Below are 18,778 nucleotides of genomic sequence, written 5' to 3'. Positions count from 1 at the left end.
GCGGCGACCAGGTCGAGCCTCATCGCATGTCCTCGGTGACCATTTCGTCCGCCTGCGCGACGGGGCCGACGTTGCCCAGGTAGTAGTCGTCATCGGTGGTGCCGGGCGCCATCGGATGCGGCGGAGGCAGCATGCCGGACCGCAACGGCGCCAACAGCTTGTCCTTGCCCCAGATCAGGTCGGCCCGGTTGTCGTCGGCCATCTCGTATTCGTTGGTCATCGTCAGCGCCCGGGTGGGGCACGCCTCGATGCACAGGCCGCAGCCGATGCAGCGCAGATAGTTGATCTGGTAGACGCGGCCGTACCGCTCACCGGGGGAATACCGTTCGTCCTCGGTGTTGTCGGCGCCCTCGACGTAGATGGCGTCGGCGGGGCAGGCCCAGGCGCACAGTTCGCAGCCGATGCACTTCTCCAGCCCGTCCGGGTACCGGTTCAGTTGGTGGCGGCCGTGATAGCGCTTGGCGACGGGTCCCGGCTTCTCCGGATACTCCTCGGTGATCGGCTTTTTGAACATGGTTCCGAAGGTGACCCCGAAGCCCTTCAGCGCGTCGAGGAACTTAGGCATCGGCTGGCTCCTTGGTTGCGGTCTGGCCCGTGCTCGGCAGGGGCGGGGTGGGGAAGATCTCCGGATCCAACTTCTGCTGCGGGATGGCGCGCACGTTGCGTCGGCGCGCCGACCGCCACAGTCCCACGGCGATCAGCAGCGTCGCGATGGCGCCCAGCGAGGCCAGCGTCGTCGTCACCTGGCTGAAACCCTCGTTGCGGAGCGCGCGCGCCGTGGCGACGATCATGATCCACGCCAACGAGAACGGGATGAGCACCTTCCATCCCAGCGCCATGAACTGGTCGTAGCGCATGCGCGGCAGTGTGGCGCGCAGCCAGAAGAACAGGAACATGAACCCCCACACCTTGGCGACGAACCAAAGTAAAGGCCACCAACCGGTGTTCGCGCCATCCCACATGTTGATGGGCCACGGGGCGTGCCAGCCACCCAGGAACATCGTCGTCGCCAACGCGGACACGGTGGTCATGTTGACGTACTCGGCGAGCATGAACATCGCGAACTTGATCGACGAGTACTCGGTGTGGAAGCCACCGACGAGTTCACCCTCGGCCTCGGGCAGATCGAAAGGCGCGCGGTTGGTTTCGCCCACCATCGAGATGACGTAGACGAGGAACGAGGGTAGCAGCAAGAAGAGGAACCAGGTGCGGGCCTGGGCGGCGACGATGCCGGAGGTCGACATCGTGCCTGCGTACATGAACACCGCCACAAACGACAGCGCCATCGCGATCTCGTACGAAATGACCTGCGCGCTCGACCGAATCCCACCCAGCAGCGGATAGGTCGATCCCGATGCCCATCCGGCCAACACGATCCCGTACACGCCGATGGAGGTCGCCGCCAGTATGTAGAGCACGGCGACGGGCATGTCCGTCAGCTGCAATGCGGTGCGGTGGCCGAAGATCGAGACCTCGCCGCCCATCGGGATGACGGCGAACGCGATGAAGGCGGGCACCGCCGAGATCACCGGTGCCGCGAGGTAGACGAACCTGTCGACACCTGCGGGGACCAGCCCCTCCTTGAGCGCAAGCTTGACGCCATCCACCAGCGACTGCAGTAATCCCTTGGGGCCGACGCGGTTTGGACCGAAGCGCATCTGCATCCGGCCCAGGAGTTTGCGCTCGATCAGGATCGCCGAGAGAACCGACAGCATCAGGAACGCGAAGATCGCGACCGACTTGGCGACGATCAGCCACCACGGATCGTGACCGAACAGCGTCGGATCGGGATGGATCACGGTTCGGCCCGCCCGATCGACACGACATCCCCGGTGGACACCCCGAGGCTTCGGTGCACCGCCGAAGCCGGCGACTTCAGAGGCAGCCAGATCACGCGGTCATCCATGTCGGTGATGCTCAACGGCAGCGTGATCGTCCCGCGCGGAGTCCTCGCGGTGACCAGATCGCCGTCCCCGGCACCGATTTCGGCCGCGGTGGTCGCGGAAAGTCGCGCCACCGGAGCCCGGGCGGTGCCTGCCAGATGCGGCTCTCCGTCTTGTAGCCGGCCTTCGTCGAGCAGCATCCGCCAGCCCGCGAGCACGGCTTGCCCCTCGGCCGGCGGCGTTCGCTTCGTCGGAGAAACGTTCGGCGGCTCTGGCCGTCGACCCGCCCACATTCCCAACCGCGACATCTCGTCCCCGGCGGCCGCGGCGGTCGGCAAGTTCAACGCGACACCGATCTCGTCGGCCAGGAAGTTCAAGACCCGCAGATCAGGGATGGCGTTGGTCTTCAATGACGGCTCAAACGGACGAAGTCGGCCTTCCCAGTTCAGGAATGAGCCGGCCTTCTCCACCACCGGCGCGATGGGGAAGACGACATCGGCGACCGCCGTGACCGCGCTCTCCCGCAGCTCCAGACTGACGACGAACGGCGCAGACTCGATCGCGGCCAGCGCCGCTTCGGGATCCGGCAGGTCGTCGACCTCGACGCCACCGACGAGCAGGGCACTCAGTTCGCCGCTGCGCGCCGCCTCCAGAATGGCGGTGGTGTCTCGACCCGGTTCGGTGGGCAGTCCGCTGACGTGCCATGCCGCCGCGGTCTGCTCGACGGCCGCGCTGTCGGCGATGGGCCGGCCACCGGGAAGCAGATTCGGCAAGGCGCCCGCCTCCGCCGCCCCTCGTTCGCCGGCCCTTCTCGGCACCCACGCCAGCCGCGCGCCGGTCACTTTGGCCAATCTGCTTGCCGCGGAAAGGGCTCCGGGCGACGTGGCCAGACGCTCACCGACCATGATGATCGCGCCCGGCAGCCGTAGCTGCTGATCGTTTGCCAGCTCGTCGAGAGCGCCGGCCTCGTCTCCCGGGGCCGCGGTGACCAGGCGGCCGCGCAGCTTGTTTAGGGCGCGGCTTGCGAAGGGAGCGACGGAGATGACCTGCAACCCCTTCTTACGCACGGCCTTACGGAGCCGCAGGAACACGATCGGCGATTCCTCTTCCGGCTCGAACCCGGCCAGCAGGACCGCCGGTGCATCCTCCAGGTCGGTGTAGGTGACCGTCATCGGCTGTCCGGCGACGCGAGCGGCGATGAAGTCGGCCTCCTCGGCGCTGTGCGACCGGGCCCGGAAGTCGATGTCGTTGGTGTTGAGCACGATCCGGGCGAACTTGGAGTATGCGTAGGCGTCCTCGACCGTCATCCGGCCGCCGACCAGCACACCCGCGCTTCCGGCCGCGGCCGCCAGCCCGTTGCCGGCCACCACGAGCGCCTCGGACCACGAGGCGGGCCGCAACTTGCCGTCCTCACCGCGGATCAGCGGGGTGGTGATGCGGTCGCCCTGAGTGGTGTAGGTGAACGCCCAGCGACCCTTGTCGCAGTTCCATTCCTCGTTCACCTGAGGTTCGTCACCGGCCAAGCGGCGCATGACCTTTCCGCGGCGGTGATCGGTGCGCTGAGCGCATCCCGATGCGCAGTGCTCGCACACGCTGGGACTCGACACCAGGTCGAAGGGCCGGGCCCGGAAGCGGTAGGCCGCTCCGGTCAGCGCGCCGACCGGGCAGATCTGCACCGTGTTGCCCGAGAAGTAGGACTCGAACGGCTCACCGGTCGCGATGCCCACCTGTTGCATCGCACCGCGCTCGAGCAGGTCGATGAACGGATCACCGGCGATCTGCTCGGAGAACCGGGTGCAGCGCGCGCAGAGCACGCAGCGCTCGCGGTCCAGCAGCACTTGCGAGGAAATGTTGATCGGCTTCGGGAAGGTGCGTTTGACGTCTTCGAAGCGCGTCTCGGCCCGACCGTTGGACATCGCCTGGTTCTGCAGCGGGCATTCACCGCCCTTGTCGCACACCGGGCAGTCCAGTGGATGGTTGATCAGCAGCAACTCCATCACACCCTGCTGCGCCTTGTCCGCCTCCGCTGAGGTGTACTGCGTGCGCACCACCATGTCCGGAGTGCAGGTGGTCGTGCACGACGCCATCGGCTTGCGCTGGCCCTCGACCTCGACCAGGCACTGCCGGCAGGCTCCCACCGGATCGAGAAGCGGGTGGTCGCAGAACCGCGGGATCTGGACGCCGATCAGTTCGGCCGCCCGAATCACCAACGTGCCCTTCGGAACACTGACGTCGACGCCGTCGATGGACAGGTGCACCATCTCGACTTCGGTACCGGTGTCTGCCCCGGTGTCGGCCGTCTGCGTCATCGGATCACCCCCCTAGCTCGCCACCCCATCACACGCCCACCTCTTCCGTCGCCATCAGCGTGGACGCGCGCGGATCGAATGGGCATCCGCCGTCGAGGTGGGCGATGTACTCGTCGCGGAAGAACTTGATCGACGACATGATCGGGGCGGCCGCACCGTCCCCCAACGCGCAGAACGCCTTTCCGAAGATGTTGTCGGAGATGTCGAGCAGTTTGTCGATGTCGGCCTCCGTGCCCGCGCCTGTCTCGAGACGTTCGTAGATCTGAGCCAGCCAGTAGGTGCCCTCGCGGCACGGTGTGCACTTGCCGCACGACTCGTGGGCGTAGAAATCCGTCCAGCGGCGTACCGCGCGCACCACACAGGTGGTCTCGTCGAAGATCTGCAGCGCCTTGGTGCCGAGCATGGTGCCCACGCCGGCCATCCCTTCGTAATCCAATGGCACGTCGAGGTGTTCGTCGGTCAGCAGGGGAGTGGACGACCCGCCGGGCGTCCAGAACTTCAACCGGTGCCCCGCACGGACTCCGCCCGCGTAGTCCAACAGCTCGCGCAGCGTGATGCCCAGCGGCGCCTCGTACTGTCCGGGGTTCGTGACGTGACCCGACAGCGAATACAGCGTGAAGCCCGGCGACTTCTCCGAACCCATCGAGCGGAACCAGTCGATGCCGTTGAGCAGGATCGGCGGCACGCTGGCGATCGACTCGACGTTGTTGACCACGGTCGGACAGGCGTACAGGCCTGCGACGGCGGGGAACGGCGGCCGCAATCTCGGTTGCCCGCGGCGGCCTTCGAGCGAGTCCAGCAGCGCGGTCTCCTCACCGCAGATGTAGGCGCCCGCCCCCGCGTGCACGATCAGCTCCAGGTCGAAGCCGGACCCTCCGATGTCGTTGCCGAGGAAACCGGCCTCGTGCGCTTCGGCGACTGCGGCGTGCAGCCTGCGCAGAACCGGCACCACCTCACCGCGCAGATAGATGAAGGCGTGATGCGCGCGGATCGCGTAGGCCGCGATGATGGCCCCTTCGATGAGGAAGTGCGGGGTGGTCAGCATCAGCGGAATGTCTTTGCACGTACCGGGTTCCGACTCATCGGCGTTGACCACCAGGTAGTGCGGCTTGGCTCCGGCGCCGGTGTCGCTTTGCGGGATGAACGACCATTTGGTGCCGGTGGGAAAGCCCGCGCCGCCGCGGCCGCGCAGACCGGACTCCTTCACCAGATTGATGACGTCGTCGGGGTTCATCGCTAGCGCCTTCTCGAGGGCGCGGTAGCCGCCGTGGCGGCGGTAGGTGTCCATCGACCACGGCTCCGGCTCGTCCCAGAAGCGGCTGAGCACGGGTGTCAGATCTGTCATGCGCGTGAATCCGTTGTGTCTGGATCGGTTTCGACGGTGTTCGACTCCGGTGGAACGGTCGCCGACGGGCCCGGTGCGGACGCGTTCTTCGTGGCCTCGACACCGGCCGTCTCGTCGTCGCGCGTCTCGGTGGACGCCGCCGGGGCATCGGAGTCGGGCGCCTGCATGCCGCGCTCGCGTGCCACCCGCAGGCCCGCCAGCGTGGCATCACCGATCCTGCTACCACCCGAGCGGGGGTCGGGCAGCCCCGCGAGCGTGCGCGCGGTCTCCCGGAACGTGCACAGCGGTGTCCCCCGCGTCGGTTCGGGAGGGTTCCCGTCGCGCAGCGCGTCGATGAGATCGCGCGCCGACGACGTCGTCTGGTTGTCGAAGAACTCCCAGTTGACCATCACCACAGGCGCGTAATCACACGCCGCATTGCACTCGACATGTTCGAGCGTGATGCGTCCGTCCGGCGTCGTCTCGCCGGCGTGCACGCCCAGATGTTCCTGCAGCGCTTCGAGAATCGCGTCGCCGCCCATCACCGCGCACAGCGTGTTGGTACACACCCCGACGAGGTACTCGCCGGTCGGTGTCCGCCGGTACATCGAGTAGAAGGTCGCCACCGCGGTGACCTCGGCATCGGTCAGACCTAACTGCCTGGCGCAGAACGCGATACCGGCGGGGGTCAGGCACCCGTCCTCCGACTGCACGAGGTGCAGCAGCGGCAGCAGCGCCGAACGTGACTGCGGGTAGCGCGAGATGATCCCCTCGGCGTCGGCCGCGAGCCGTGCCGCGACATCGTCCGGATATGACACCGGCCCGTTGATCGGCGGGCCGGGTTCCTCGGGTCGCTGACCGAGCTCCAGGAATACGCTCATCGGTCCACCCCTCCCATGACCGGGTCGATCGACGCCACCGCGGTGATCAGATCGGCGACCATGCCGCCTTCGCACATCGCGGCGACGGCCTGCAGGTTGTTGAACGACGGATCCCGGTAGTGCACCCGGTAGGGGCGGGTGCCGCCGTCGGAGACCATGTGCACGCCGAGTTCGCCGCGCGGGGACTCGATCGCGACGTAAACCTGCCCGGCGGGCACCCGGATTCCCTCGGTGACGAGTTTGAAGTGGTGGATCAGCCCCTCCATCGAATGGCCCATGATCTTGGCGATGTGCTCGGGCGAGTTACCGAGCCCGTCCGGGCCGACCTTCAGATCGGCCGGCCAGCCCAGCTTCTTGTCCTCGATCATCACCGGCCCGGGCCGTAGGCGGTCCAGGCACTGCTCGACGATCTTCAGCGACTCGTGCATCTCCTTGACCCGGATCAGATACCGGCCATAGGAGTCGCAGCCCTCGTCGGTGATCACGTCGAAGTCGTATGTCTCGTAGCCGCAATACGGTTGGGCCTTGCGCAGGTCGTGCGGCAACCCGGTGGAACGCAGGCAGGGCCCGGTGATCCCGAGCGCCATGCAGCCGGTCAGATCGAGATAACCGATGCCGACCGTGCGGGCCTTCCAGATGTAGTTCTCGTTGAGCAGGTCCTCGAGGTCCTTGAGCCGCTTGGGCATCAGGTCGAGCACCTCGCGGATCTGCGGAATGGCCTCGTCGGGCAGGTCCATCGCGACCCCGCCCGGTCGGACGTAGGCGCTGTTCATCCGCAGACCGGTCACCGTTTCGAACACCGACAGGATCTGCTCGCGCTCACGGAATCCGTAGAACATCGCGCTCATCGCGCCCAGTTCCATCCCACCCGTCGCCAGCGCGACGAGATGCGAGGAGATCCGATTGAGTTCCATCATCATCACGCGAATGACGCTGGCGCGCTCGGGGATCGCGTCGGTCACGCCCAGCAGTCTCTCCACACCCAGGCAGTACGCCGTCTCGTTGAAGAACGGCGACAGATAGTCCATCCGCGTGACGAACGTGACGCCCTGCGTCCAGTTGCGGAACTCGAGGTTCTTCTCGATTCCGGTGTGCAGGTAGCCGATTCCGCAACGGGCGGAGACGACCGTCTCACCCTCGATCTCGAGGATGAGCCGGAGCACGCCGTGGGTCGAGGGGTGCTGGGGACCCATGTTGACGACGATCCGTTCGCCCGCGTGCGCCGCGGCCGCGTCCTTGGCGGCTTGGACCACTTGGTCCCAATCCTGGCCGCCGACAACGACTACCGTCTCGTTGTTCGACGCGCCCGGCGATGAAGCGCCGCCCTGCGTGGGCGGTACGTGCGAAACGCTCATCAGTTGTAGGCCCTCCGTTGATCGGGCGGAGGTATCTCGGCGCCGTGGTACTCCACCGGGATGCCGCCCAACGGGTAGTCCTTGCGTTGTGGGTGCCCGACCCAGTCATCGGGCATCTCGATCCGGGTCAGGGCGGGATGGCCGTCGAAGATGATGCCGAAGAAGTCGTAGGTCTCGCGTTCGTGCCAGTCGGTGGTGGGATACACGCCGAACAGCGACGGGATGTGCGGGTCGGCGTCGGGGGCGGCGACCTCGATCAGAATCCGCCGGTTGTGGGTGATGGACATCAGCGGGTACACCGCGTGCAGTTCACGCCCGACTTTGTCGGGGTAGTGAACCCCGCTCACGCCGAGACACAATTCGAAGCGCAACGCTGGATCGTCCCGCAGCGCCTGGGCCACCGCCGGCAGCTGGTCGCGCTGCACCTCGAGGGTCAGCGCGTCGCGGTAGACCACCACCCGCTCGATCGATGCGACGTACCCGTCCTCGCCGAGCACCTCGGCGAGCCGGTCGACGACTTCGTCGAAGTAGCCGCCGTAGGGACGCGGCGAGCTGCCGGGCAGCGCGACGGGTCGCACCAGGCGCCCGTAGCCGGAGGTGTCGCCCGACCCCTCGGCGCCGAACATTCCGCGGCGCACGCCGATGATCTTCGGCGCGTCCGCGGCGCCGTTGCCGTTTGTCGTGCTCACTTCCGCCTGTTCTTCGCCCGAGCCGTTCGTCATCGCAGCAGCCCCTTGAGCTCGATGGTCGGGGTGACGGCCAACGCGGCCCGCTCGGCCTCGCGGATGGCCTCCTCGCGGTGCACGCCGAGCGGCATCTCTTGAATCTTGTCGTGCAGCTTCAAAATCGCGTGCAGCAGCATCTCCGGGCGTGGAGGACACCCGGGCAGGTAGATGTCCACCGGGACGACGTGATCGACACCCTGCACGATCGCGTAGTTGTTGAACATGCCGCCCGAGGAGGCGCACACCCCCATCGCCAGAACCCACTTCGGCTCGGCCATCTGGTCGTAGATCTGCCGCAGCACCGGTGCCATCTTCTGGCTGACACGGCCTGCCACGATCATCAGGTCGGCCTGGCGCGGCGTGGCCGAGAACCGCTCCATGCCGAACCGCGAGATGTCGAATCGCGGCCCTGCCGTCGCCATCATCTCGATCGCGCAGCAGGCCAACCCGAACGTCGCGGGCCACAGCGAACCCTTGCGGATGTAACCGGCCACCTTCTCGACGGTGGACAGCAGGATCCCGCCGGGCAGCTTCTCTTCTAGTCCCATGCCAGACCTCCCCGCCGCCAGACGTAGGCGTAGGCCACGAACACCGTCGCCATGAACAGCAGCATCTCTACCAGCGCAAACAGCCCGAGGTTGTCGAAGGCAACGGCCCACGGGTAGAGGAACACGATCTCGATGTCGAAAATGATGAACAACATCGCGGTCAGGTAGTACTTGATCGGAAACCGCTGGCCGATCGGCTGACCGGACGCGCCCCCGTGCGGCACCGGCTCGATGCCGCATTCGTAGGCCTCGAGCTTGGCCCGGTTATAGCGACGCGGGCCGACCAGCAGCGCAATGGCAACCGAGCCGACCGCGAACGCCGCCGCAATAGCGCCAAGCACCAGGATTGGCGTGTACAAATCCATACCGAGCAAACGCTCCCTCGTGGGCTGTTCGATGTGAGCTTACCCACACCCTAGCGCCCTTTGGAATGCGCGCCACACCTTTTGGTTAGTATCGCTATTGGCAACGCGTGGCTATGTCGTCATGCCTCCAATAGGCAAGTGCGACAGGGGTTTACGTATTTTCTGGCTATTGCACCGGGGTGCGCAGCAGCGACGCCACGGCGTCGCCGAGCCGGATCGGATCGATCGGGTGGGGAACCGCGGCTTCCGCGCGCGACCAGCGGGCCAGCCACGCGTCATCCGGCCGGCCGGTGAGCACCAGGATCGGCGGGCAGTCGGCGATCTCGTCCTTGAGCTGCTTGGCGATTCCCATCCCGCCGACGGGGCTGGCCTCGCCGTCGAGGATCACCAGATCGAACCCGCCCTGATCCATCTGGCGGATGACCATGGGCCCGGTCGCCACGTCGACGTAGGTCAGCTCCGGCAACTCCGGATGCACCCGCTTACCGAGCGCGAGCTGCACCTCTTCCCGGGTCCTTGGGTTGTCGCTGTAAACGAGGACCCGCAAAGGAGGCGATGAGTCGGCCATGCCGTGATCGTACGGCTAGCGGGTGTGCCGGAACACCAGGTCGCCGGAGATCGTCGCCTTGTTGCCGATCATGCCCACCAGGTTGCCGTCTACCCCGAAGTCATGCCGATCGACGGTGGCCTCGGTGACCAGTCGCATCCCGCCATCGCCGACTGGTGTCACCTTCGTTCGCAGCGTCAGTGGTTTGGTCCTGCCCTTGATGGTCAGTTCGGCTCGTAGGTCGATGGTGTCGCCGTCGATCGCGTCGGCACCGGAGATGAGCACGCTGATCTCCGGATAGTTCTCAGCCTCAAAGAAATCGGCGGAGCGCATGTGTTCGTCCCGCTTGCGGATACCGGTGCGCAGCGAGGCGGCCTTGATCTCGAGATGTCCGGAAATCGTTTGAGGCGCCGACAATTGGCCATCGCCGGTGAATTCGGTGAACCGGCCCTTGACGGGCACGAGGCCCCACATCGACTTGCTGCGCACCGCGATCGTGGACTGGCTCGGATCCAGCGTCCACGTCCCCGTCGACGCGGGGTCGCTGAAAAGCTCGCTCAGGCTTACCATGTCGTCTCCTAAATCGGTTTGTCGGCTCGCCGACGAATCGGTTTGCCGCGTCACTTCGCGGGCTCGAGCAGCGGCGCGATCTCCGCCGGGTCAAAGTACTCGTCGATCCGGCTGATCCGCCCGTCGGCGCCCAGCTTGATGATGATGCCGACGCGCATCGCGATGACGCCACCGTTGTGTCCGGTGGCGTGCAGGATGTGCTGCTGGACCAGCCCTCCGTCGAACAGGCGGCGATCGATGACCTCGTATCGACGTTGTGAGGTCGTGTCGATGAACCAGTGGAGGACTCGAAGCGCCCGGTCCTTGTCGCGGTCACGGTCGGCGACCTTCCAGACCACGATGTCGTCGTCCCACAGCCGCGAAATCGCGTCGCGGTCGCCGGACTCGATCGCCTGAAACAAGCGATCCGCCACGGCGGTGACGGTGTCGTGGGCAACGGTCACGTGATCCTCCTTGACCTCAGCACTGATCGAGGTCGAACGCTGGCGGCATCGATGTGACACCTACTCTCTCGCTATTCGACGACGCCTACAAGAGTCCCTCCTGATGCGATTTGTGCACGATCGCGAGCGCTCACCGCTCCTTGATGTGCACAAACCGCATCAATAACCGGGGTGGTTGACGTCGAGGCGGTGCCGCACGATCGTCCGCAGCACGGGCAACAGGTCGGCGGCGCGGCCGTCGAGCTCGCCCGCGCGGATCGCCGCGGCCAGCTCCGGTTCGTCGCGGTAACCGAGCCGGTGCAGCGCATCGGTGACCTCTCCGGCAGTCGTGTCGAGCAGTTCGCGTTCGACGATGCGCAACACATTGGCCGCGACGCGGGCGTGGAAGTTGACCTGACCTGATCCGGTGGCGTTGCGGACGTCGTTCTCGAGGAAGCCGGCGACGGCGGCGACGAGTTCCGCCGCGGTCGGGCGGCCGTACAGCCAGCTCATCGCGGTCCTCCTCCTTCGAGCAGATCCAACACGTCCCACTCGGTTTCGCTGACGCGCCGTCCAATCGCGGCCAACTCGACCGATTCCGTGTGACCCGACAGATGACGTTCGGCCTGATACCGGCAGATGACGCCCCACCGCAGAGTGGCCACGGTCAACCACCACCGGAACGCCTGCCGGTCGAGCGTCACGCCCCCGGCCGATTCATAGGCGGCCAGAAAATCCTCGACGCTGCCCAACCCGCCGGCGCCCTGATGTTGTGGGGCGCCGAAACGCCATGCCCGGATGCAGAACCAGGCCAGATCTTCGTAGACCTCCCCGATGTGCACGAGTTCCCAGTCCAGCACCGCTGCCAGCCCGTTGTCGTCGATTATCAGGTTGCCCATCCGGAAGTCACCGTGCACCAGCACGTGCGGTGAGGAGGCCGGGCGGTTGCCTTCGAGCCAGCGGAACGCCCACTCGAATGTCGCCGTCGTATCGCCCATTTCGTCGAGCCGGGCCCGCCACTCGGCAAGCTGGTCCGACGGTGGTACGTCGATGCCCTGGTAGTCGGCGCGGTGGATAGCGGCCAACGCCTCGGCGCACTGGTACAGCAACCGTTCGCGGCCGGAATCGTCCAGCGAGCGATAGATCCTGCGCACGATCGTCTCGCCGCCGATGGCATCGCAGATCAGGTACGGATTACCAAGCGCCGCAGGGGAGTTGTCGGTCGCGAGGATATGCGGCACCGGGGCTCCCGCGGCGGCCGCCCGCTGTTGGACGGCTGCTTCCAGTTCCATGCTGGCGTGGAGGTCGTCGGGTGGACCTGTGCGCAGGATCAGGGCTCGACGGGTATCGGTGACCGCATCGAACGCCCACGTCGTGCGGCTCGCCCCGCCGGTCAGTGCCCGTAGGTTCTCGACGGCCACGCCCTCGCCGAGCACCGGCTCGAGGACGGCGACCAGGGCGTCGGCGAGTTCGCGGCTCAACGCTTGCCGAACCCGAACAGCCGCTGCGCGACCCGGCGGATTTGGATCTCCTCTGCCCCCTCGGTGATCCGATAGCGCCGGTGATGCCGGTAGATGTGCTCGAACGGTTCGTGCCTGCTGTAGCCGACGCCGCCGAACACCTGCATCGCGCGGTCGGAGGCGTCGCACACCAGCCGGTTGGCGCGATAGTTGGCCATCGACACCTTGTCCGAAACCTCCATGTGGTGGTTGCGGTCCAACTCCGTTGCCGCGTAATACACCAACAGTCGCACCATCTGAGCCTCGGTCTGCAACTCCACCAGCGGCCACTGCACGGCCTGGTTCACCGCAAGCGGCTTGCCGAAGACCTTGCGGTCTCCCGCGTACTGCACGGCACGGTCGATGCAGTACTGCGCGGCACCGAGGCTGCTCGCCGCCTGGCGAATCCTGTTCTCGTGCAGGAACGTCTGGCCCACCTCCAGGCCGCGGTCGATCTCACCGAGCACCGCGTCGGCAGGCACCCGGACGTCCTTCAGTTCGACCTCGCCGTGGTCGGTCGGCATGTTGAACGACCACCAGTAGTACGGCACCGTGAATCCGGGGGCGTCGGTGGGCACCAGGAACGCGGTGATGCCGCGCGCCTGGCCGGCTTCGCCGGAAGTGCGGGCGAACACCAGATCGTGGGTGGCGCGGTGCACGCCCGTGTTGAATCGTTTGGCGCCGTTGATGACCCACTCGTCACCGTCGCGCACCGCGGTGGTCTCCATCCAGGTGGCGTCCGACCCGTGTGCGGGCTCGGTGAGGCCGAAGGCCATCGACCGTTTGCCGGTGATCAACGCCTCGGTCCACTCGGCTTTCTGCTCGTCGGTGCCGAACCGGTCCATCATGATGACCTGCGGGAAGTTGCCGACGATCGACGACTCGTTCTGCAGGTCGTTGTGCAGCCCGAGGCCCTTGTGCGCGAGATGTTCGCGGATGACGGCCATGTCGATGTTGCTTCCGTCGCGGCCACCGAACCGCGACGGCAGCCCGTAGCGCAGCCAGCCCGCCGCGTCCGCGCGCCTGCGCATCTCGTCGAGCAGGTCCTCCCATTCCCGGCGGGGGACTCCGTCGTTGTCCCAGTCCGTACGGGCATGTTCGCGACGCTTGTCGAAGAACTGGATGTTCTCGCGTTCCAGCGGCTTGATCTCTGCCTCGATGAAGGCGTCCATGTCGGCGAGGAGTTGGGGCAGATGGTCGGGCAGAGCGAAATCCACGTTGATTTCCTTTCCGGGTTCAGAAACCGTACAGCGTCTTCTTCCAGATCCTCGACAGCGTCGCGATCGCATCCTCGTCGGTCAGCTCGACGCCAAGGCGGGATGTCCCGACGAAGACGGTGGTGAAGTTCTCGAACAACAGCGCGATGGCCGCCGCAGTGTGCTCGGGATGGAGTTCGGCACCGTAGCCCTGCTCCTGCGCGCGGCGCACCGAGGCGGCCACGACGTCCATCCCCAACCGACGAAATTCGTTCTGCACCGCGGCGAACCGCGGTTGGGTCGCGGCGAGTTGCGCGACCGCGATCATGATCCCGATGTTCTGTTTGAACGTGTTCCAGTAACCCGTGACCACGGTTCGGAAGAAGGCGTCGTCATTTGGTGATTCCGGTAGCTCGAGCGCGACGCCGGACGGTGCCACCACCTCGCGCAGGAATGACTGCGCGAGCACCGCCAACAGGTCTTCCTTGTCCGCGAAGTAGCGGTAGAACGCCGCGGGTGACTTACCCGCGGCCGAGGTGATGTCACCGAGCGTGGTCCCGTGAAAACCGCGTTCGGCAAACAACTTTCGTGCGGCCTGCTCGATAGCCTCGCGGGTTTGGCGGCCCTTGGCGCTCAGGGTTCCCGATGAGGGCACGTTTTCTCAGCCCAGGATCCGGTCGCCGGCGCGCAGCAGCGAACCCGGCAGGTCGTGTCCGACCAGGCGTTGCGCCACGCCCGCGGCCTGGATTGCGGCGTCCAGGTCGACGTCGACTCGGATTCCGCTGTCGCGCAACAGGTATACCAGGTCCTCGGTGGCGATGTTGCCGCTCGCGCCGGGTGCGAACGGGCAACCTCCCAGGCCGCCCACCGACGCGTCCAGCCGGGTGATGCCCGCGGTCACCGCCGCATAGGCGCTGGCCAGTCCGGCGCCGCGGGTGTTGTGGAAGTGCGCGCCAAGCGGTATCTCGCCGATCATCGGCCGCAGCGCCTCGATCGACTCGCTCACCCGCCGGGGGGTGGCGGTGCCGATGGTGTCGGCGATCGCCAACCGGTCGACCTCGCTCGACAACGCGGTGGTCATCACGTCCACGACGCGCTGATGCGGTGTGGGCCCGTCGAACGGGCAGTCCCAGGTGGTCGCGACGATGACCTCGACGGTCGCCCCGCTGTCGTGCGCGATCGCGATGATCTCCGGTATCAGCGCCGTCGACTCGGCGGAGGTGCGGCCCACGTTGGCGCGGCTGTGACCGTCGGCGGCCGACACCACGTACTCGATCGACGACAACCCGGCCGCGATCGCGCGCTTGGCGCCGTTGGGGCTGGCCACCAGCGCCGAGAATTCGATGTCGTGTGAATCGCGGTACTCCTGCAGATGCGCGGCCAGTTCGGCGGCGTCGGCCAGCGCGGGCACCTTCGAGGGTGAGACGAACGCCGTCGCCTCCATCTCGCGCACCCCGGTAGCGGCGACCGCGGCGAGTAGTTCGAGCTTGGCCGACAACGGGATCGGCTCCTCGATCTGCAGACCGTCGCGCAGCGAGACGTCTCGGATCCGCACGTGTTCCGGTAGCTGGTTCACAGCACTCCCTCCGCCCTCAGCGCGTCGAGTTCGGCGGAACTCCTGCCGAGCAGGCCGCGGTAGACCTCGTCGTTGTGTTGACCGGGTGTGGCGGGGCCGGCGGAGCGCACGCCGCCGGGCGTCTCCGAGAGCACCGGCACGACGCCGGGACCCAGGACGGACCGTCCGACGCGCTCGTCCCAGTGCTCGACCAACATTCCGCGGGAGCGTAGCTGCGGATCCTCGACGACCTCGGCGACGGTGTTGATCGGCCCGGCGATCACGCCCGCGGCAGAAAGGGTTTCGATGATGTCGTCGGGCCGGCGTTCCGCGGCCCAGTCGCCGATGATCTTGTCCAGCTCATCCTGGTTGCGCCCGCGGGCCACGTGATTGGCGAACCGGTCGTCGGTGGCCAGTTCGGGGCGGCCCATCGCCTCACACAGCCGGCGGAAGACGGTGTCCTGGTTCGCCGCGATCACCACCCAGCTGCCGTCGGCGCTGCGGTAGATGTTCGAGGGTGCAATGCCCTCCAGTCGCGTGCCCGATGGTCCGCGCACCACGCCGCCGACGTCGTAGTCGGGGATGGTGGATTCCTGAACCGCCAGGCAGGCCTCGGTGAGCGCCGCGTCGACGACCTGACCCTCCCCCGTCACCGAGCGGCGGTACAGCGCTGCCAACGCGCCCTGCGCGGCGAACATGCCCGCGAGGCTGTCACCCAACGACAGCGCCAGCCGAGGCGGCGGGCCGCCGGGGAAGCCGTTCATGTGCCGCAGGCCGCTGGCCGCCTCGGCGACCGAGGCATATCCCGCTTTGTGCGCCTCGGGCCCGGTCTGCCCGTAGCCGGAGACGCGGACCAGGATGATCCCTCGATTGCGTTCGCGCAGCACGTCATAGCCCAGGTTCCACTTCTCCAGCGTGCCCGGCCGGAAGTTCTCGACGATGATGTCGGAACGCTCGACGAGGTCGAGGAACAGTGCGCGGCCAGCTTCGGTTCGCAGGTTCAGCGTGACGGCTTTCTTGTTGCGCGCGTGCACGGTCCAGAAGAAGTGATGCCCGTCGAGTTCGGCCTGGCCCCACGTGCGCAGGGGATCCGGGGCTCCCGGCGGTTCGATCTTGATCACCTCGGCGCCCATGTCGCCGAGTAGGCGCCCGGCGAACGGCCCGGAGATCAGTGTGCCGACCTCGATGACGCGGATACCGTCCAGCGGACCGGTCACGCTCATAGCGAAAACCCGTGCCTGTGCAGCCAGTCGGTGATGACGCCGACGGCCTCGCGCAGCTTGTCGCGCTGGTCGGCGCCCGCGTAATAGTGGTTGGCGCCCGGAATCTCGTGCATCTCCTTGTCATGATGCCCGATGGCCTCGTACAGCCTGCGGGTGTGGCTCGGTGTGCATGCGTCGTCGGCGAGGTTGCCGATGACCAGGGTCGGCACCGCGACGTCCGCACCGCACCGCACCGCGTCGCCGTTGGCGTCGTCATAGCTCCATTGCGACAGCCAGCTGCGCAGTGTGCAGAACCGGGCGAGCCCGACCGGGCCGTTGTTCACCACCTGGGGATCACCCAGGTAGCAGGTTCCCGGGGTGCGCTCGTTCGGATCGACGGTCGGGTCCAGCCAGCGCGGGTCGGCCATCGTTCCGTGCACGACGAACGCGAACTCGTCATCGGGCCGCCCCGCCGCCTCCAACTCGGCGAGTTTCTCCTTGACCCACTTGGTGATTCGTCGGTTGCGGTCGATCTGCGCCTTGCGGTAGCGGTCGAGGAACTCCTGCGAGTACGGCGGCTGGTTCGGGTTGTCCGGGTTGTACAGGTCCAGCTCCGGATCGCGCTTGGACGGATCGGCCTCGTCGAGGATCGACGCGTCGAGCCACTCGGTCAGGGTGCCGTGGCGGCTGATGTGGGCGGCCAGCAGCATCAGGCCATCGGCGGGGATCAAGCCGAGCCTGGTCAGATCCGGACCGTCGCCCGACGGGCTGGCGGTGATCGTCGGGTGCTGGGCCTGCTGCTGGTAGAACACCGACAGCGAGCCGCCGCCGCTCCACCCGGCCAGCACCACCTTCGAATAGCCCAAGCGGTTCTTGGCGTCCTTGATGCATTCGCCGAGGTCCTCGACGACCTTCTCCATCAGCAGCGCGGAGTCGGTGCCGCGGAATCGGCTGTTGCAGTAGATGACGTGGTGGCCCGCCCGCGCGAGCCCGTTCATCATCGGTAGGTACGCGCCGCCGCCGATCGGGTGCATGAACACCAGCACGGTGTCTGAGGGTTTGTCTTTGGGCCGTAGCAGGTGGCTTTCGAGCACCACCAGCTCGGCCACCCCGCCGTACACGTCGCGGACGCCCGAAGTGTTTTGGTACGCAACGAGGTACGGAATACGGTCGTACTCGTGTTTCACGGCCGTCGTCACGTGTGCTGGCCTCGGTTCGATGTCGCGGCCGTCGCCGCTCCGAGATCGTGTGCCAGAACCTCCGCCGACGGCGTCATCCGCCGGGCTGTGTCGACGGAGATGACATACCAACCCACGCGGTCCTGCTCGTCGAACTTGCGTCGCGCGCGCTCGCGGGCCTTCTCCGGCGCGCCGTGGTGCACACCCTGCGGGGCGTGGCTGATCAAACCGGGCGGCATGGGGATGCCGAAGAGGTCGCCGCCGTGGAAGAAGGAGACCTCGTCGTAGTCGACGTTGCGGTGATACCACGGCGGACGCTCGGTTCCGGGAACGCTCTCGGCGGGCCGGGGCAGGAAGTTCATCACCGCCACGCCCGTCGCCTGCATGAACAGGTGCACGGTCGGCGGCAGGTGCACGCTCTCACTGGCGATCACGTTGTAGTCGGCGATGTTGAACGTAAACGGGAAGTTGTCGCCGCGCCATCCTTCGACGTCGATCGGATTGTGTTGGTAGAACAGCGAAGTCGGCCCACCGTCGTGGACAAGTCGGACCTCGTATTCGGTTCTGCCGTCATCGTCGATGGGTTGCGGTTCCGGCACGGTGACCTGTGAGGGGTCGAACGGGAAGTGCCTGCCGAGGGGTCCCGGTGGCGGAACGCGGAACTCGGCGGTGGCCTCGATCATCAGCAGCGTGGTTTCCTCGTCGGGCACCTGGCGCCACGTCGTCGCCTTCGGCAGGTACACCCAGTCGCCCTCGCGGTAGGGCAGCGGTCCGAACTCCGTCTCGAGCAGACCCGAACCCCGGTGCACGAACGACAGCAGGTCCCCGTCCACGTGACGCACGTAGAACGGCATCTGTTCGCCGCGCCGGCTCAGCGAGATCCGGCAGTCCGGGTTGCTGAACAACAGCAGCGGCGTGCCCGCGGCATCGGTGGCGTCGCTCGGCTTGAGCTCGCTGGTCATCACGTCGACCGGGCGCAGCGGTCCCGACGCTCGGTACGCGGTGGGGTCGTGGCGGCGGTAGATGTTGGCGGTGCGGCCGACGAATCCGCCGCGACCGAGTTCGTCGTCCTTGAGGCCGTCGAGGTCGGCGTGCAGGCGCTTGGGTGTACGGCCTTTGCGCAGGTGGACGAACGACTCCATGATGGGCTCCATCGACGATGACGGCCGGCCGCGGGCATTCGCGACCAAAAAGTAAAACTGACTTTAGTTTTACTTAT

At 66.7% G+C, this 18,778-nt stretch carries 20 protein-coding genes; all 20 read right to left on the bottom strand.

Annotated elements, in window-relative coordinates; all coding sequences use genetic code 11:
• Positions 1-19 precede the first annotated feature (19 nt).
• Positions 20-565 (bottom strand): NADH-quinone oxidoreductase subunit NuoI, encoded by a 546-nt coding sequence (gene nuoI, locus AU193_RS06785; RefSeq protein ID WP_064421591.1) that lies wholly within the window; start codon positions 563-565, stop codon positions 20-22.
• The gene (gene nuoH / locus AU193_RS06780) at positions 558-1,799 is read right to left on the bottom strand and encodes an NADH-quinone oxidoreductase subunit NuoH (RefSeq protein WP_064421590.1); all 1,242 of its coding nucleotides are present in this window, start codon (positions 1,797-1,799) and stop codon (positions 558-560) included. Before nuoH ends, nuoI begins: the two co-directional genes overlap by 8 nt.
• Complete coding sequence (locus AU193_RS06775) at positions 1,796-4,192, bottom strand: NADH-quinone oxidoreductase subunit G (RefSeq protein WP_064421589.1); 2,397 nt, start codon at positions 4,190-4,192, stop codon at positions 1,796-1,798. Before AU193_RS06775 ends, nuoH begins: the two co-directional genes overlap by 4 nt.
• A 28-nt stretch (positions 4,193-4,220) precedes the next feature.
• Entirely contained in the window at positions 4,221-5,537 is a 1,317-nt protein-coding gene (gene nuoF, locus AU193_RS06770; RefSeq protein WP_064421588.1) for an NADH-quinone oxidoreductase subunit NuoF, read from the bottom strand.
• Entirely contained in the window at positions 5,534-6,397 is an 864-nt protein-coding gene (gene nuoE / locus AU193_RS06765) for an NADH-quinone oxidoreductase subunit NuoE (protein ID WP_064421587.1), read from the bottom strand. Before nuoE ends, nuoF begins: the two co-directional genes overlap by 4 nt.
• On the bottom strand, positions 6,394-7,752 hold the full coding sequence (gene nuoD / locus AU193_RS06760) for an NADH dehydrogenase (quinone) subunit D (RefSeq protein ID WP_064421586.1): 1,359 nt from the start codon (positions 7,750-7,752) through the stop codon (positions 6,394-6,396). The genes nuoE and nuoD overlap by 4 nt, the downstream gene beginning before the upstream one ends.
• The gene (locus AU193_RS06755; RefSeq protein ID WP_064421585.1) at positions 7,752-8,474 is read right to left on the bottom strand and encodes an NADH-quinone oxidoreductase subunit C; all 723 of its coding nucleotides are present in this window, start codon (positions 8,472-8,474) and stop codon (positions 7,752-7,754) included. Before AU193_RS06755 ends, nuoD begins: the two co-directional genes overlap by 1 nt.
• Complete coding sequence (locus tag AU193_RS06750) at positions 8,471-9,025, bottom strand: NADH-quinone oxidoreductase subunit B family protein (protein WP_064421584.1); 555 nt, start codon at positions 9,023-9,025, stop codon at positions 8,471-8,473. Before AU193_RS06750 ends, AU193_RS06755 begins: the two co-directional genes overlap by 4 nt.
• A complete protein-coding gene (locus AU193_RS06745; protein ID WP_064421583.1) occupies positions 9,016-9,390 on the bottom strand; it encodes an NADH-quinone oxidoreductase subunit A in 375 nt (124 codons plus the stop codon). The genes AU193_RS06750 and AU193_RS06745 overlap by 10 nt, the downstream gene beginning before the upstream one ends.
• 166 nt (positions 9,391-9,556) lie before the next feature.
• A complete protein-coding gene (locus AU193_RS06740; RefSeq protein ID WP_064421582.1) occupies positions 9,557-9,958 on the bottom strand; it encodes a response regulator transcription factor in 402 nt (133 codons plus the stop codon).
• A 15-nt stretch (positions 9,959-9,973) separates the two neighbouring features.
• On the bottom strand, positions 9,974-10,507 hold the full coding sequence (locus tag AU193_RS06735; RefSeq protein ID WP_064421581.1) for a YceI family protein: 534 nt from the start codon (positions 10,505-10,507) through the stop codon (positions 9,974-9,976).
• Between the two features lie 50 nt (positions 10,508-10,557).
• Positions 10,558-10,950, bottom strand: a complete 393-nt coding sequence (locus tag AU193_RS06730; RefSeq protein ID WP_064421637.1) for a nuclear transport factor 2 family protein — start codon at positions 10,948-10,950, stop codon at positions 10,558-10,560.
• A 159-nt stretch (positions 10,951-11,109) separates the two neighbouring features.
• On the bottom strand, positions 11,110-11,442 hold the full coding sequence (locus AU193_RS06725) for a DUF6285 domain-containing protein (protein ID WP_064421580.1): 333 nt from the start codon (positions 11,440-11,442) through the stop codon (positions 11,110-11,112).
• Positions 11,439-12,410: a phosphotransferase family protein gene (locus AU193_RS06720; RefSeq protein ID WP_064421579.1), complete on the bottom strand. Its 972-nt coding sequence runs from the start codon at positions 12,408-12,410 to the stop codon at positions 11,439-11,441. The genes AU193_RS06725 and AU193_RS06720 overlap by 4 nt, the downstream gene beginning before the upstream one ends.
• Entirely contained in the window at positions 12,407-13,645 is a 1,239-nt protein-coding gene (locus tag AU193_RS06715; protein WP_064421578.1) for an acyl-CoA dehydrogenase family protein, read from the bottom strand. The genes AU193_RS06720 and AU193_RS06715 overlap by 4 nt, the downstream gene beginning before the upstream one ends.
• A gap of 19 nt (positions 13,646-13,664) precedes the next feature.
• On the bottom strand, positions 13,665-14,279 hold the full coding sequence (locus tag AU193_RS06710) for a TetR/AcrR family transcriptional regulator (RefSeq protein ID WP_064421577.1): 615 nt from the start codon (positions 14,277-14,279) through the stop codon (positions 13,665-13,667).
• A 6-nt stretch (positions 14,280-14,285) separates the two neighbouring features.
• Entirely contained in the window at positions 14,286-15,200 is a 915-nt protein-coding gene (locus AU193_RS06705; protein ID WP_064421576.1) for a hydroxymethylglutaryl-CoA lyase, read from the bottom strand.
• Positions 15,197-16,402, bottom strand: coding sequence for a CaiB/BaiF CoA-transferase family protein (locus AU193_RS06700; RefSeq protein ID WP_064421575.1), 1,206 nt, complete (start codon positions 16,400-16,402; stop codon positions 15,197-15,199). The genes AU193_RS06705 and AU193_RS06700 overlap by 4 nt, the downstream gene beginning before the upstream one ends.
• Positions 16,399-17,580, bottom strand: a complete 1,182-nt coding sequence (locus tag AU193_RS06695) for a S9 family peptidase (protein WP_064421574.1) — start codon at positions 17,578-17,580, stop codon at positions 16,399-16,401. Before AU193_RS06695 ends, AU193_RS06700 begins: the two co-directional genes overlap by 4 nt.
• Complete coding sequence (locus AU193_RS06690; protein ID WP_064421636.1) at positions 17,577-18,701, bottom strand: homogentisate 1,2-dioxygenase; 1,125 nt, start codon at positions 18,699-18,701, stop codon at positions 17,577-17,579. The genes AU193_RS06695 and AU193_RS06690 overlap by 4 nt, the downstream gene beginning before the upstream one ends.
• Positions 18,702-18,778 lie beyond the last annotated feature (77 nt).

The sequence above is a fragment of the Mycobacterium sp. GA-1285 genome (genome assembly GCF_001499905.1).
Classification (GTDB): domain Bacteria; phylum Actinomycetota; class Actinomycetes; order Mycobacteriales; family Mycobacteriaceae; genus Mycobacterium.
This window is presented reverse-complemented; position numbering and strand designations above follow the sequence as displayed.

Excerpts from the sequence above, each read along its gene's own strand:
- AU193_RS06755 (WP_064421585.1), bottom strand. The coding sequence starts at position 8,474 with ATGACGAACGGCTCGGGCGAAGAACAGGCGGAAGTGAGCACGACAAAC.
- AU193_RS06745 (WP_064421583.1), bottom strand. The coding sequence starts at position 9,390 with ATGGATTTGTACACGCCAATCCTGGTGCTTGGCGCTATTGCGGCGGCG.
- nuoE (WP_064421587.1), bottom strand. The coding sequence starts at position 6,397 with ATGAGCGTATTCCTGGAGCTCGGTCAGCGACCCGAGGAACCCGGCCCG.
- AU193_RS06740 (WP_064421582.1), bottom strand. The coding sequence starts at position 9,958 with ATGGCCGACTCATCGCCTCCTTTGCGGGTCCTCGTTTACAGCGACAAC.
- AU193_RS06735 (WP_064421581.1), bottom strand. The coding sequence starts at position 10,507 with ATGGTAAGCCTGAGCGAGCTTTTCAGCGACCCCGCGTCGACGGGGACG.
- nuoF (WP_064421588.1), bottom strand. The coding sequence starts at position 5,537 with ATGACAGATCTGACACCCGTGCTCAGCCGCTTCTGGGACGAGCCGGAG.
- AU193_RS06750 (WP_064421584.1), bottom strand. The coding sequence starts at position 9,025 with ATGGGACTAGAAGAGAAGCTGCCCGGCGGGATCCTGCTGTCCACCGTC.
- nuoD (WP_064421586.1), bottom strand. The coding sequence starts at position 7,752 with ATGAGCGTTTCGCACGTACCGCCCACGCAGGGCGGCGCTTCATCGCCG.
- AU193_RS06775 (WP_064421589.1), bottom strand. The coding sequence starts at position 4,192 with ATGACGCAGACGGCCGACACCGGGGCAGACACCGGTACCGAAGTCGAG.
- nuoI (WP_064421591.1), bottom strand. The coding sequence starts at position 565 with ATGCCTAAGTTCCTCGACGCGCTGAAGGGCTTCGGGGTCACCTTCGGA.
- AU193_RS06725 (WP_064421580.1), bottom strand. The coding sequence starts at position 11,442 with ATGAGCTGGCTGTACGGCCGCCCGACCGCGGCGGAACTCGTCGCCGCC.
- AU193_RS06690 (WP_064421636.1), bottom strand. The coding sequence starts at position 18,701 with ATGGAGTCGTTCGTCCACCTGCGCAAAGGCCGTACACCCAAGCGCCTG.
- AU193_RS06700 (WP_064421575.1), bottom strand. The coding sequence starts at position 16,402 with ATGAGCGTGACCGGTCCGCTGGACGGTATCCGCGTCATCGAGGTCGGC.